Here is a 12440-nt window from a genome sequence, read left to right on the forward strand (position 1 = left end):
GGTGGCGGCCGTGGCTTCAGCGGGCGAGGTAGCCGCCGTCGACGTACAGTTCGGCGCCGGTCACGAACGACGCCTCGTCGCCGGCCAGGAACGCGACCGCGGCCGCGATCTCCTCCGGCCGTCCGAGCCTTCCGAGCGGCGTGACGTCGACGAGCGGCGCGCGGTCCGTGCCGCCCATCATCGGCGTCTCCCGGCGTTCCGTGCTGGCCGCCGCCGAGGAGCCGATGCGCGAGATCGGCTACCACAACGTGACGATGGACAGGATCGCGGCGCGGTCCGGCGTCGCGAAGATGACGCTCTACCGGTGGTGGCCCGACAAGGCCGCGGTCGTCACGGACGCGGTGCGCGACAGCCTCGCGCCGGCGTCCACTCCGGACACCGGGGCCGTCGTCACGGACTGCCTCACCCAGCTGTGCGCGCTCGTCGACGTCCTCACCCGCTACGGCGACGCCTCGGTCACCGCCGCCGCGATGAGCGCCCGCGGCGAGGCCGGCCGCGCCGACCTGCGCGACATCCTGCACCCCTGGGAGGAGAGCCTGATCGAGATCCTCTCCCGCGGCGCGCTGTCCACCCGCTTCCCGATCCGCGCCACCGCCCACGCCTGGATGGGCTACATCGTCTACCGCACCGTCTTCCTGGAGGAGGAGATCACCGCCGACGACCTGTCCGTCCTGGTCAACATCCCTCTGTAGAGCTGCCGCTCTCCCGTGCGGCCATCAGTCCAGCCTCCTAGGATGCGGTAGGCGGTGTGAACGAGCTACGGGAGCGGACGTCGGAGCCAGTCGTCGCCGTCCGGCAAGGCAGCGGCGTCGAGTGCCCAGCGGGGGCGACCGGCCAGGAGGAGCGCGAACGTCCGCGGGATGAGCGGCTTGTCGCTCCAGCTCGGGGCAACGACGGCCAAGGTCTCCGGTCCGCAGTACAGGCGGGCCCCCGGGGTCGGCCAGGACATGGGGTGGTGCGGCACCTCGGCCATCGTGGTCGTCACCTGCTGGGCCTGCGCTTTCGAGGCTGTCCAGGAGCAGCGGGCATAGGTCCCGTACAGTGCGACCTCCGCGGCCACGGTCAGGAGGAGGAACCTGCGGAGCGTGAGCTCGCAGAGGCTCCAGGACTCGGCGGCGGGATCTCGGTGATAGACCGGATTGCCGTCGGCGGCCGGATCGAAGGCCCACAGACCGTCACCCTCGCTGTCGATCATGAAAAGTGTCAGTCCGTCGTGATCGCGGAGGTGCTCGGGCTTGAGGAAGATCCGGTCGTGGACCATCGTCGTCTGCCACCGGCGAGTGGTTCGGTACCACTCATGGAGCGCGGCCGGCAGGTGGTGTCTGCCGGAGTCGTCGACCGGTGTGCGCGCCGGAGGGCCGTACCAGCGGGTCAGGAACGACGTCAGGGCGTCCGGGACGTCATCGATCAGATCGCGCACAGGCCATTATGGAGCGCCGGATCCGAGGCGGGAGATGAGGGCGCGGACGGCGTCGGCCTCGTGGTGGCCGTGGGCGTCGTAGCCGTCGACGGCCCTGCGCAGGTGGGGGAGGGCCTCGGTGAGGTCGCCGAGCGAGGCCAGCGCACGGCCGATCTCCTCGTGGGCCTGCGCGGCGAGCAGCGCGTCGCCGGTGGCGGCGGCCGACTTCAGGGCGTCGCGGCCGTGGGCGGCTGCGAGCGGGAACGCGCCGCTGAGCCGCTGGACCGCGGCCAGGCCGAGCAGCACCTGGGCCACGTCCCGGTCGCCGGAGGACAGGCGTGTCGCGGCCAGCGCGGCCGTGTAGTGCGTGATCGCGGCCGGGAGGTCGCCGAGGGCCTGGTGGGCCTCGCCGAGGTTGGAGGAGATCAGCGCGCCGAGGTGGCCGGCGGCCGGGAGGGTGGCCTGGCGGCGGGCGGCCTCGTCCAGCCAGCGGATGGCCTCGGCCGGGCGGCCGGCGTTGTTGCAGACGGCGGCCAGGTTGAGCAGCGCGGTGGCGGCGCCGAGGCCGTCGCCCAGCCGGTCGCGCAGCTCGAACGCGCGCCGGCAGGCCGCGACCGCGTTCTCCACGTCGCCGGTGAGGCTGTAGGGCATGGCCAGGCGACCCATCAGCATCGCCTCGCCGCCCGGGTCCCCGGCGAGCGCGGCCGCACGCGCGCCGGTGGTGTAGAGCGCGATCCACCTGCTGCGATGCCCGCGCCGGACCAGCCAGCCGTACATCGTGGCCGCGATCTGCCACGCCGGCCGCGGGTGGGTAATCTCCGCGGCGGCGACCGTGGCGGCCAGGTTGTCGGCCTCCCGGTCGAACCAGTCGAGCGCCTCGGCGGCGGTCGCGAAAGGCGCTGTACCGGCGTTCGCGAAAGGCATCGGACCGGCGGCGGGGAACGACGTCGCACCGGAAGGCGGCACGGCCGCCGACCCGAGCGGCGAGAAGGGCGCCGAGCCCGAAGGCGGCAAGGCCGCGGAGCCCGAAGGCGGCGAGGGCGCGGAGCCCGAAGGCGGCGAGGGCGCCGGGTCCGGGTCGGGGAAGTTTGGGCGCTCGTGAGGGCGCAACACGCGGTCGGCCGCGTTCGCGGAGTCGCGGTACCAGGTCAGCAGCCGCACCACGGCCGCGTCCCGCTCGTCCGGGGCCAGGGCGGCGGCCTCCGCGCGGCCCAGCAGCCGCACCAGGTCGTGCTGTCCACAGTGCTCGGAGCCCAGCGGGTACGCCAGGTGCACCTCGATCAACTCCGCCACCGCCTCCGCCGCGTCCGCCCCGGCCAGCGCGGACACCGCCCCGAGCGACGGCCGCGGCCCGGGGTGCAGCGCCATCAGCCGGAACACCCGCCGCACGCCCGGATCGAGCGCGCCGAGCGTGACCGCCACCGCGGCCCGGACGGACACGTCCCCGCCCTCCAGCGAGAGCCGCCCGAGCCGCTGCTCCTCGTCCTCCAGCTCGCGGGCGAACCGGGCCACGCCGATGCCGCGGCCGAGCCGGGCGGCCGCGATCCGGAGCGCGAGCGGGAGCCGGTCGCAGAGGGCGACGAGCCGGTCCAGCGCGTCGCGGGCCTCGCCGGCGGGGTGCAGGCGGTCGATCAGGTCGGCGGCCTCGGTGGCGCTGAGCGGGCCCAGGTCGACGGCGACCGGCGCGTGGGTGACCTGGAGGCCGTCCAGGCGGCGCCGGCTGGTGACGAGCGCGACGGATTGCCCGGCGCCGGGCAGCAGCGGCCGGGCCTGGCGTGACGAGGCGGCGTTGTCGAGCAGGACCAGCGTGGGTACGGCCGACAGCCGCGACCGGTACAGCGCCGCGCGTTCCTCCTCCGTGGCCGGGATCGCGGCCGGTTCGACGCCGAGTGATCGCAGCAGCCGTTCGAGCACGTGTGCGGGTGCCAGCGGATCTCCGAAACCGAATCCGCCCAGGTCCACGTAGAGCCGTCCGCCGGGGAACCGGTCGCGCAGCCCGTACGCCCAGTGCAGCGCGAGCGCGGTCTTGCCGACGCCGGGCGGTCCGGTGATCGTGGCGACGCCGGCGGCGACCTTGTCGAGCGCGGACAGTTCGGTCTCCCGCCCGACGAACGCGACCGGCGCGGCCGGCAGCTCCGACGGGCCGGGCGCGGGCGTGGTGACCGGTGGCTGCCGCAGCACCCCGTCGTTGCGGAGGATGGCCTGGGCGACCGTGTTCAGCTCGGGGCCCGGTTCGAGCCCGTGTTCGTCGAGGAGCGCGAGGCGGGCGTCGCGGTAGACGTCGAGCGCCTCGCCGCGGCGCCCGGATCGGTAGAGCGCGGTCATCAGCTGGCCGAGGATCGGTTCGGACGTGGGCAGCCGGGCCGCGAGGTCGGACAGCTCGTCGCAGATCTCCCGGTGCCGGCCGCGTTGAAGTTCCAGGTCGTAGCAGGTGACGAGCGTGCCGTGGTGCAGGCGGTCGAGCTGGCGGCGGGTGCGTTCGGCCCAGTCGCCGCCGAGGCCGTCGAGCGGGCGGCCGCGCCACAGCGCCAGCGCGTCGCGGGCGGCGCGGACGCGCTCGTCGAGGCTGCCGGCGCGGCCCTGGGCGTACCCGCTGAGGTCCTTGAATCTGTGGGCGTCGACGGTCTCGCGGGGGACGGTGATGCGGTAGCCGTGCGGGTCGCGGTCGAGCGTGAGCGTGCCGAGCGGGCGGAACGCGGCGCGCAGCCGGGAGATGTAGGTGTAGAGCAGGTCGCGGGCACGTGCCGGTGGGCGGTCGTCCCAGAGGCGCGCGATCAGCACGTCCGTCGACAGTGGGCGGCCCTCGGCGAGCAGCAGTGTCGCGGCGAGCCGTCGCTGCACGGACGGCCCGAGATCGACCTCCCGGCCGCCGACGCGCAGCGCGACCGGTCCCAGTACCCGGAACTCCACGACCGGCAGCGTATCGGCCGCGGCCGCGGTGAGCATCAAGGTACGCGCTGAGGTCCCGGATGAGGTGGCCGTGCGAGGGTGGAGGTCCGCCCCGGGCGTCACGGGGGAGCCCGGGGCGGCCCTCACCGTGTTGAGCCGCAGATCACCCTGGAAACTGCACCGACCAGTCGGTAAAGTTTCACCGGTGATCATGACGAAGACACGGCGCTGGGCCGCGCTCGCGGTGCTGGCCGCGGTCGTGCTGCTGCTGGCCATCGACGGGACCGTGCTGGCGCTGGCCGTGCCGGCGCTGACCCGGAGCCTGGCGCCGACCGCGGAGCAGATCCTCTGGATCGGCGACGTCTACTCGCTGGCGCTGGCCGGGCTGCTGGTGCTGATGGGCAACCTGGCGGACCGGTTCGGGCGCAAGCGGGTGCTGCTGATCGGCGCGGTCGCGTTCGGCGGGGCGTCGCTGGTGGCCGCGTTCTCCACCGGGGCGGAGGCGCTGATCGCGGCGCGGCTGCTGCTGGGCGTGGCCGGTGCGACGCTGATGCCGTCCACGCTGTCGCTGATCCGGAACATCTTCCCGGACGCGGCGGAGCGGACGCGGGCGATTGCGATCTGGTCCACCGCGTTCGGCGCGGGCTCGGCGATCGGTCCGCTGGTCGGCGGCTTCCTGCTGGAGCACTACTGGTGGGGGTCGGTGTTCCTGATCAACGTACCCGTGATGGTCCTGGTCCTGGTCTCGGGTTTCCTGCTGCTGCCGGAGTCGCGCGACCCGGAGCCGGGCCGGTTCGACGTGCTCTCCGCCGTGCTGTCGATGGCGACCGTCGTGCCGCTGGTCTTCGCGATCAAGCACATGGCGTTCGACGGGGCGCTGGCCGCCGGCATCACGATCGGCCTGGTCAGCGGCGTCCTGTTCGTGAGGAGGCAGAAGATGATCACGAACCCGATGCTCGACGTCGACCTGTTCCGCAGCCCCGCGTTCTCCGGCGCGGTCGCGGCGAACGTGATCGCCATCTTCGCGCTGACCGGCCTGCTGTTCTTCTTCTCGCAGTACCTGCAGTTCGCGCGCGGCCACAGCCCGCTGCGGGCCGGCCTCGCGGAGCTGCCCGCCACGCTGGCCTCGATCGTGGTGGTCGCGATCATCGGCGTGACCGCGTCCCGGCTCGGGCACGGGCGGGCGATCGCGCTCGGCCTCGCGCTGGCCGGTGCCGGGCTGGCGATCGTGGCCGCGGCCGCGACCGGGCCGTTCGCCTGGCTGCTGCTGGGCCTGGTCCCGATCGGGCTCGGCATCGGCCTGGCGATGACGCTGACCGGCGACGCGATCATCTCGGCCGCGCCGCCACGCAAGGCCGGCTCCGTCTCCGCGATCACCGAGACCGCCAACGAGCTGGGCGTGGTGCTCGGCATCGCGGTGCTCGGCTCGCTGCTGTCCTATGTCTACCGGGCGAACGTGGTGGTACCGCCGGGGCAGGACGAGGCACGGGTGCGTGACTCGCTCGGCTCCGCGCTGCAGGTGCTCGGCCCGGAGGATGCGCAGGTCGCGAAGGACGCGTTCATCTACGGCATGCAGACGACCTCGCTGGTCGCGGCCGCGCTGGCGGTCGCCGCCGCGGTGCTGGCGTGGGCCGTGATCCCGTCGAAGCGGGCCCCGATCCCGTCGACGGTAGGTTGATGGCGTGGGACGAACGGCAGGCCGGTCACCGGAGGACACCAGGCGGGCGCTGCTGACCGCAGCCGGCGAGGCGATCAGGTCGCGGGGCATCCACGCGTCGCTGGACGAGATCGCCCGTTTCGCCGGCGTCTCCAAGGGCGGCCTGATCTACCACTTCGCCAGCAAGGACCAGCTGATCCAGGAGCTGGCCCGCGACCAGCTGGCCAGGTTCCAGGCCGGCATCGACGCCGCGCTGGACCCGGCCGACACCGCGCCCGGCCGGCTGACCCGCGCCTACCTGCGCGCGGTGGTGACCCCGATCGGCGACGACGTGGCCGCGCTGGCGCTGATCACGCTGCTGATGACCGTGCCCGCGGTCGCGGAGCTGGCCAGGGCGGACGCGGCCCGGGTCGAGGCGGAGCTGGCTGCGGACGGGCTCCCGCCGGACGTGCTGGCGCTGGTCGTGGCCGCGGCGGACGGCATGGGCAGCGCGCCGATGTGGGGCGGCTCCGCGCAGACCGCGGCCCACCGGCGCCTGGTCGAGCGCCTGATCCACCTCACCCGGCAGCCGGAGCTGTGGGAGAACGCGGACTGGCCTACGACAGCACGTCCCTGAGCGCGCACAGCGCCTCGGACAGCGTCACCGGGTCCGCCTCGGCGAACGGGATCCGGCGCGCGGTCGGCCAGTTGTCGGAGAACGCCCGGTCCACCCACAGCTCCGTGATCGTCTGGTCCGGCGTGGTCGGCATGACCGTGACCGGGAAACCCGGACTCACGTCGGCGACCAGCGCCAGACCGTCCGGCAGCTGGTGCACGAGCCGGGAGAACTGGTGGTGCCCGCCGCCGCGCCGGTGCCAGCCGAACCGTTCCAGGCCGATGATCCGGTCCGCGGGCAGCGCGCGCCCCGTGACCTCGGCCGGGGCCGCGACCGGCCGGTGCAGCTGCGGGAACGGCTGCATGATCTCGTAGTCGAGGAACGTCGTCTCCCACGCACCCAGGTCCGCGCCGACCAGCACCGGGTGGGCGAGCCGGACCGGTGTGCCGTCCGTGAGCGTGACCGTATGGTCGTGGATGTCCGCGAACGTGCCGTCCTCCGCGATCCGCAGCGCCGTGCCGTCCGCGATCCACAGCAGACGGCGGGCGATCGGGCCGAGCACCGGGTGCGGGAGCACGTGGCCGCGCAGATGCCCGGCCGTGCGCCGCCGCCCGGTGAGCATGTCCCGTTCCAGGCGCGCGGTCTGCGCCGACACCTCGGCACGCAGCTCCTTGCGGAGCTGGGTGAAGCGTTGCAGCCCGTCCGGCGCGTCGCGGACCCCGGGTTTCGGCGGCCGGCGGAGACGACGGCCGGTCGGATCGGTCACGTAGAGCGTCAGCGTGCCGTCCGCCCACGCCGTGAACGTGCGCGGCCCGTAGTCCAGCGTGACGCCGGCGTCCAGCCCGAACGTCGGCCCGAGCCGGTCCTCCAGCTCCGGCGCGGTCAGCCCGCGCACGGCCGCGGCCTGGGTGAAGTAGGTGGTGGCCCGGTCGTTGGTCGGCCCGCCGGACATGCCGAGCTCGATCTCGTGCAGCCGGCGCAGCGCCGCGTCCGAGCCGATCGTGGCCAGCACCGCGAAGCCCTCGACGGCGCGCGCGTACCGGCTGCGGCTCGGCCAGCTCCGGATCAGCGGGGCCAGCCGGTCCGCCGTGGCATCGTCACCCAGGCAGGCCTGGGCCAGCAGCGCCCATGCGTGCCCGGCCGGCATCTCGTCGTCCAGCCAGGCCTCCAGCAGCGCCCGCCCGAACGCGGCCACGCTCGCCGGGTCGCAGTCCGCCAGGAACGCGGGCGGATCCACCACGACCAGCGGCTGCGCGGCGGAGGACGACTCGACGGCCTGGACCGGGTGGTAGGAGCCGGGCGGGGGCTCCGGCGGGTCGGCCAGGCGCGCGCGGGTCAGCGCGGCGAGGAGCTCGGTGGTGGAATCGGCGGACAGCGTTCCCGCATCCTCACCCGCAAGCACGATCAAAGGCAGTTTCGCGGGTACGGCCCAGAGCGGCATCTTTCCCGGCCGGGTAACCGACGCCGTGCGCGGCGTGCCCGCACCCGCCGCGGTCCGGTCGGGCGCGGTCCCGTCCTCTGCGGTCCCGTGGGACGCGTTCGTGGCGGCGGGCGCCGGCCCGTACCCCCGGGTGTTCTTGATCTGGGTGTTGACCCGCAGGAACTCGAGCGCGTCCGCCGCGTTCTGCCGGGCGCGGCTCGGCTTGCCCGCGGCGATCGGCGTCAGCGTCCGGATCGCGACCGTCTCGTGCCTGGTCAGCCAGGTGCGCGCCCACAGCCGGCTCGACCCGAGGTTGCCCAGCCAGCCCGCGGCCAGCGCGGCCGGCTCCGGGCCCGCGAACGGCATCAGCAGCAGCCCGAGCCGGTCCGCCTCCGACCCGGCCGCGGACAGCGCGAGCGGCAGCGCGTCCAGCCCGAACCGGGCCACCGTGGCCATCGCCAGGTCGAGGCGACCGCGGTAGGGCAGCGCGTTCCACGAGCCGAACAGCGGGCGGGCCAGGTCTTTCGGGCCGCGCAGGAACAGCCACACGGTCTGTTCCATGGTCAGGCCGATCGAGTTGCTCGCGCTCCCGGCCGCGTTCTCCCACTCCGGCTCGTAGAGGCCGTGATCGGCGACGGCGGCGCGGGCGGCCCAGCGCTCGCGCTCACCGGCGTTCCAGGCGAGGACAGTGTCGGACACGCCCGCAGACGCTATCTCAGGCGCGGCGCACCGCGGCCAGCGCCTCGTCGAAGATCTGCACCACGTCGCCGGTGCCGCCGCGGCGCGCCCAGACCTCGGTCGCGGTGTCCAGGCAGGCCAGTGCGGCGGAGACGATCGCGTGCGCGGCCGGGTCGGGCACGTCGCCGGGCGCGCGGCCCAGCCGGCGGGTGACCTCGGGGACCAGCAGGTCCAGCCAGGCGAGGCGTTTCTCCAGGCGGCGGGCGCGCAGCGACGGCGTGCGCAGGAACATCTCGGTGATGGCGAGCGCGCGGTCCGGCGGGTTGTCCTCCAGCACCGCGAGCGCGGCCCGCAGCGCCTCCCACGGGCCCTCCTCGGGCGGGCGGGCCTGCAACGCGGCCAGCACCCGCTGCCCGGCGTCGCGCAGGTCGCCGAGGACGATGTCCTCCTTCGTGCCGACGTAGCGGAACAGCGAGCGCGGGGAGACGCCGGCGGCGTGCGCGATCTCGTCCGTGGTGGTGGCGTCGAAGCCCTGTGCCACGAAGAGCCGCATGGCCGCCTCGCTGATCTCCTGCTCGACCGCGCGGCGGTTGCGCTCCCGGATGCCCATGCCGCGATGTTATCAGGTTCCGCCATCTTGGCAGTCACTGCCAACTTGGCGTACGGTGCGCTCATGGAACCGCTCGCACATGACAAGCAGACCGTCCTGATCACCGGCGCCAGCTCCGGGATCGGCGCGGAGTTCGCCCGCCGGCTTGCCGGCCGGGGATCCGCGCTGGTGCTGGTCGCCCGCCGCGCCGACCGGCTGACCGCGCTCGCGGCCGAGCTGGAGCAGGCGCACGGCGTACCCGTGACGGCACTGCCCTTCGATCTGAGCTCTGAGGCGCCGGGCGCGGGACTGGCGGCGGAGCTGGAACGGCGCGGCATCGACGTCACCGCCGTGATCAACAACGCCGGGCACGGCTCGTGGGGGCGCTTCCACGACGAGGATCCGGAGCGGCTGCGGCACATGATCGCGGTCGACGTCACCGCGGTCGCGGACGTCAGCCGCGCGTTCATCAACCGGCTGCGCGCGCACGGCCACGGCTACCTGCTGAACGTGACCAGCGTGGCCGCCTACGCGCCGGTGCCGAACCAGGCCGCCTACTCCGCGACGAAGGCGTTCGTGCTCAGCCTGACCGAGGCGCTGTGGGCGGAGTCGCGTGGCACCGGGCTGCGCGTGCTCGCGTTCGCGCCCGGCGTGACCCGCACCGAGTTCTTCGAGGTCGTCGGCACCACGGACGCGACCGGCGGCTCTGCTTACCAGACACCGGCGCAGGCCGTGACCGCGGCGCTGAAGGTGCTGGACCGCCGCGACCCGCCGCCGAGCACGGTCTCCGGCCGGGCCAACCACGCGCTCACCCTGGCCGGCCGGCTGGTCACCCGGCGGCTCGGCGTCACGCTCGCGGCGGCCAACACCTTGCGCGCCAGAGGGTGAGTGAAATTCCCTAAATGAAGCCTAATTCGACCTATCCCGGTGTCGCATTTGGCCCGATGTAGGGCATGATCGGCGCCTGATCGTGGTCGATACGACGTGGGAGGCCGCCTGTGAGACGCAGCATCGTCGGGGCACTCGTGCTTGTGGCGGCCGCGGGCGGGGTGGTGGCGCAGACGCAGATCAGCGCCGCCGCGACCGTGGACGCCGCGGCCGTCATCTGCAACATCCACTGCGACGGCCGGGACCCGGCCCAGGCCGCGGGCGACCGGACGCCGGGCAGCGGCACGCTGTTCGGCCGCACGGTCCGCACCCACGTCAGCGACACCGACACCATGATGTGGGCCTCGATCGAGAACGGCTCACCCGGCGACGAGACCTGGATCGACCGGTCCTTCGACGGCGGCCGGACCTGGACGCTGGAGGGCCGGACCGCGATCCCGTCCGGCCAGCGCGGCTGGCGGACCGCGATGTTCAACGTCGACGACTGGAACGCGCGCGGCGTCGGCGTGCTGCGCGCCTGCGGCAAGGCCGGTGACCGCCCCGACGTGGTCTGCACGCCGTGGGCGCGCAGCACGTGGAACGCCGGGGACCGCAAGCGGGCGGCCGCGACCGCGCTGATGATGCGCTACGACCAGAACACCGGCCTGTTCGACGGCAACGCGTGGTGGACCAGCGCGAACGCGATGTCCGCGCTGATCGAGAACGCGCGGGTCTCCGGCATGGGCAGCTACCGGTACGCGATCGCGAACACCTACGACCGGCAGATCAACGCGGCGCAGGGCCAGTTCCGCAACGAGTACATCGACGACACCGGCTGGTGGGGCCTGGCCTGGGTCGCCGCCTACGACCTGACCGGCGACGTGCGCTACCTGAACACCGCACGGGCCGACGCCGACCATATGCACAATTATTGGGACAACGTCTGTGGTGGCGGCGTGTGGTGGAGCAACGCCCGGCAGTACAAGGCCGCGATCGCGAACAGCCTCTACATCCAGCTCAACGCCGCGCTCGCGCGGCGTAACCAGGGCGCGGCCTATCGGACGCGGGCCGAGACCGGCTGGGCCTGGTTCAAGAACACCGGCATGATCAACGGCGACAACCTGGTCATCGACGGCATCGACCTGAACACCTGCCGCGGCGCCAGCGGGCCGCTGACCTACAACCAGGGCGTGCTCATCGACGCGCTGGTGCAGCTCAACAAGGTCAACGGCAGCGCGGACGCGCTGGCCACCGCCCGCCGCCTCGCGGACGCGGTCACCGTGTCCGGCCGGCTCACCCAGAACGGCATCCTCCGCGAGCCCGGCGAGCAGGACAACTGCACCGGCGACCAGCCGTCCTGGAAGGGCGCGTTCGCCCGCGGCCTGGGCGTGCTGGACCGCGCGACCGGCGGCGCCTACGCACCCTGGCTGCGCCGCAACGCGGACACGATCTACGCGAACAACCGGAACAGCTACGACGCGTACGGATCGCACTGGGCCGGCCCGTTCATCGACACCAACCACGGTTGCCAGCACAGCGCGCTGGACCTGCTCAACACCGTGTAGAAGACGTGACCTCACGGGCCGCACCGTCCCGGCGGCCCGTGAGTCTCACTCACCAGGGCAGGGTGCCGAACTCGTCCTGCAGCGTGCCGGTGTCCTTGCCCTCGCCGGTCGCCAGCGCCACGATGACCGCGGCGCTCTCCGCGCGGTCCCGCCCGATCCCGTAGTGCGCGTTGAAGTCGGTGGCGGCCGTGCCGGGCTCGAGCGCGCTGAACCTGATCTCCGGGTACGCCTTCGCGTACTGCACCGTCAGCATCGTGGCCGCGGCCTTCGACGCCGCGTAGAGCGGCAACGGCATCCCGAACTCCGGCCGCTCCGGATTGTTCACCACCCAGAACGAGCCCAGGCTGCTCGACACCGTGACCACGTGCGGGCTCGCGGACCTGCGCAGCAGCGGCAGCGCCGCCTCGGTCACCCGGACCACGCCCACCACGTTCGTGTCGAACACGGTCAGCGCCTTCGGCCCGTCGACCGGTCCGTCCCCGAGGATGCCCGCGTTGTTGACCAGCAGGTCGAGCCGCCCCTCGGCCGCCTCGATCGTCGCCAGCGCCGCCTCCACGGTGGCGTCGTCGGTCACGTCCAGCCGCACGAACCGCGCGCCGAGCTCGGCCGCGGCCTTCTCGCCCCTGTCCGTGTCCCGGGCGCCCAGGTAGACGGTGTGGCCCAGCGCTTTCAGCTGGCGGGCGGTCTCGTGGCCGAGGCCCTTGTTCGCGCCGGTGATCAGTGTGACGGTCATGCGTGCTCCTTTTGTACCGAACGGTTGCGGACGACCATAGCAAGTTTT

At 73.5% G+C, this 12440-nt stretch carries 11 protein-coding genes; 5 read left to right on the plus strand and 6 right to left on the minus strand.

The annotated features are described in order from the left end of the window. Positions 1 to 16 precede the first annotated feature (16 nt). Positions 17 to 181: an SDR family oxidoreductase gene (locus OP04_RS51355; protein WP_085066147.1), complete on the minus strand. Its 165-nt coding sequence runs from the start codon at positions 179 to 181 to the stop codon at positions 17 to 19. Between OP04_RS51355 and OP04_RS02370 the strand changes: the two genes are divergently transcribed. Then, positions 168 to 692, plus strand: coding sequence for a TetR/AcrR family transcriptional regulator (locus tag OP04_RS02370; RefSeq protein ID WP_051796963.1), 525 nt, complete (start codon positions 168 to 170; stop codon positions 690 to 692). The genes OP04_RS51355 and OP04_RS02370 overlap by 14 nt on opposite strands. 65 nt (positions 693 to 757) lie before the next feature. On the opposite strand, the gene OP04_RS02375 is transcribed toward OP04_RS02370, so the two are convergent. Beyond that, on the minus strand, positions 758 to 1420 hold the full coding sequence (locus tag OP04_RS02375) for a hypothetical protein (RefSeq protein WP_033337694.1): 663 nt from the start codon (positions 1418 to 1420) through the stop codon (positions 758 to 760). Between the two features lie 6 nt (positions 1421 to 1426). Beyond that, positions 1427 to 4309 (minus strand): AfsR/SARP family transcriptional regulator, encoded by a 2883-nt coding sequence (locus OP04_RS48330; RefSeq protein ID WP_198153660.1) that lies wholly within the window; start codon positions 4307 to 4309, stop codon positions 1427 to 1429. Positions 4310 to 4499: 190 nt separating this feature from the next. Here OP04_RS48330 and OP04_RS02385 point away from each other — a divergent pair, with 190 nt between their 5' ends. Then, positions 4500 to 5966, plus strand: coding sequence for an MFS transporter (locus OP04_RS02385; protein ID WP_051797050.1), 1467 nt, complete (start codon positions 4500 to 4502; stop codon positions 5964 to 5966). 4 nt (positions 5967 to 5970) lie between these two features. After that, entirely contained in the window at positions 5971 to 6561 is a 591-nt protein-coding gene (locus OP04_RS02390) for a TetR/AcrR family transcriptional regulator (protein WP_033337695.1), read from the plus strand. On the opposite strand, the gene OP04_RS02395 is transcribed toward OP04_RS02390, so the two are convergent. Both OP04_RS02395 and OP04_RS02400 read right to left on the minus strand, forming a co-directional pair. Then, entirely contained in the window at positions 6542 to 8659 is a 2118-nt protein-coding gene (locus tag OP04_RS02395) for a DUF4132 domain-containing protein (protein WP_033337696.1), read from the minus strand. The genes OP04_RS02390 and OP04_RS02395 overlap by 20 nt on opposite strands. A 16-nt stretch (positions 8660 to 8675) precedes the next feature. Continuing rightward, positions 8676 to 9248, minus strand: a complete 573-nt coding sequence (locus tag OP04_RS02400) for a TetR family transcriptional regulator (RefSeq protein WP_033337697.1) — start codon at positions 9246 to 9248, stop codon at positions 8676 to 8678. A gap of 63 nt (positions 9249 to 9311) precedes the next feature. On the opposite strand from OP04_RS02400, the gene OP04_RS02405 reads away from it, so the two are divergent. Then, on the plus strand, positions 9312 to 10115 hold the full coding sequence (locus OP04_RS02405) for an SDR family NAD(P)-dependent oxidoreductase (protein WP_033338051.1): 804 nt from the start codon (positions 9312 to 9314) through the stop codon (positions 10113 to 10115). A 110-nt stretch (positions 10116 to 10225) separates the two neighbouring features. After that, complete coding sequence (locus OP04_RS02410) at positions 10226 to 11659, plus strand: glycoside hydrolase family 76 protein (RefSeq protein WP_232323435.1); 1434 nt, start codon at positions 10226 to 10228, stop codon at positions 11657 to 11659. Between the two features lie 49 nt (positions 11660 to 11708). Here the strand turns inward: OP04_RS02410 and OP04_RS02415 are convergent, their stop codons facing one another. Then, positions 11709 to 12392: an SDR family NAD(P)-dependent oxidoreductase gene (locus OP04_RS02415; protein WP_033337698.1), complete on the minus strand. Its 684-nt coding sequence runs from the start codon at positions 12390 to 12392 to the stop codon at positions 11709 to 11711. Positions 12393 to 12440: the final 48 nt, after the last annotated feature.

The sequence above is a fragment of the Catenuloplanes japonicus genome (assembly GCF_000717135.1).
Classification (GTDB): Bacteria; Actinomycetota; Actinomycetes; order Mycobacteriales; family Micromonosporaceae; genus Catenuloplanes; species Catenuloplanes japonicus.